Raw genomic sequence first — 1,096 nt, 5'->3', positions numbered from 1 at the left:
GCATGTTTTCAGTATCGAAGGCATCTACAAGACGTGGCGCCGGAAAGGCCGTCGGCATCGCGATCATGGGCTGTTTGTCTTGACGCCCAGTAAGACCGTCCTGAAGGAGATGGCGGCCCTGGCAAGCGAGTTGGTCTACGCCGATCCGACCGTGGCGGTCACACCCTTTTCAAGCGCCGAGCGGCGCGTCGTGATGCCTCTTCTGACGCTGAACGACAATGGCGCGGCGCTCCTATGGAACCAGCAAAAGCATCCGAGCGCGTCGGGCATCAGCCTCGGCCGGATATCGTCCGCGCTAGGACCGTACGTTGACTTTCCTGCCGTGAAGGTTGCGCTCGAGAGCGCCAACGGCGCTGCGTCGGCAACTGACGAGAGGGTGCTCGTCGAGGCGATTCACCAGTTTCAAAGCAAGGTTTATACCGACCCAGCGCAGCGCGATGGGCGCTGCGGCGAGTCAACCCTCGACAATTTGGGGCTATACCTTGGCCGCCCGGGTCTGAACCAGGTAGACATCGCCAATCCAACTGCGCAAGCCCGTCTCAGCAAGATCGACAAGAAGCTTTCCGGCTCAGCCGACAATCCTGCACCACCAGCGACCTTGAACGCGGCGAACTGGTTCCGGCACATGACCGCGCCAACCTTTCTGGGGCAGACGTTCCGAAACGGCGTCCACGCTGTCTTGCTGCGCCGCTTGAGGGCTGCCGAGCGGCACCTGTTTGGGTTGCCTGCCTACAGCGGCATGACCCCCGTGAAGCTCGGATTGGCGCTTGGCATCGCAGAATTCCACCGCGGAGCCAGGCCGGCCGCGACCACACACAGCATGCACACCTTCGGATTGGCAGCGGACATAAACTATACGGGCAATCCTTGGATCGAGGGCAGCGAGATAGTGAGCGCGATGCAACGGGCCCAGTTGCTTGTGTCCGGACAATTCCTGAACGGCGGCACCACGGCGGCCGCCCTGCTGCATGCAAAGCTGGCCAACAGGCCTACCGACGAAATCTACGACACGCTCTGGAGCCTCGACCGCGATTTCCGAGCCTATCTTGCGCTGCGGAACGATGCGGCCGAACTTGACCAGGTGCTCGACCAGCGC

Annotated in this window: 1 protein-coding gene; it reads left to right on the top strand. The window is 62.0% G+C overall.

The features are described from left to right. A partial coding sequence (locus EN780_RS39230; protein ID WP_189557023.1) for a hypothetical protein occupies nucleotides 1-1,096 on the top strand: 1,096 nt, incomplete at both ends.

The organism is Mesorhizobium sp. M4B.F.Ca.ET.089.01.1.1, from assembly GCF_004022605.1.
Taxonomy (GTDB): Bacteria; Pseudomonadota; Alphaproteobacteria; order Rhizobiales; family Rhizobiaceae; genus Mesorhizobium; species Mesorhizobium abyssinicae.
Note: the sequence above shows the minus strand (reverse complement) of the source record. Positions and strands in the feature narration are given on the sequence as shown.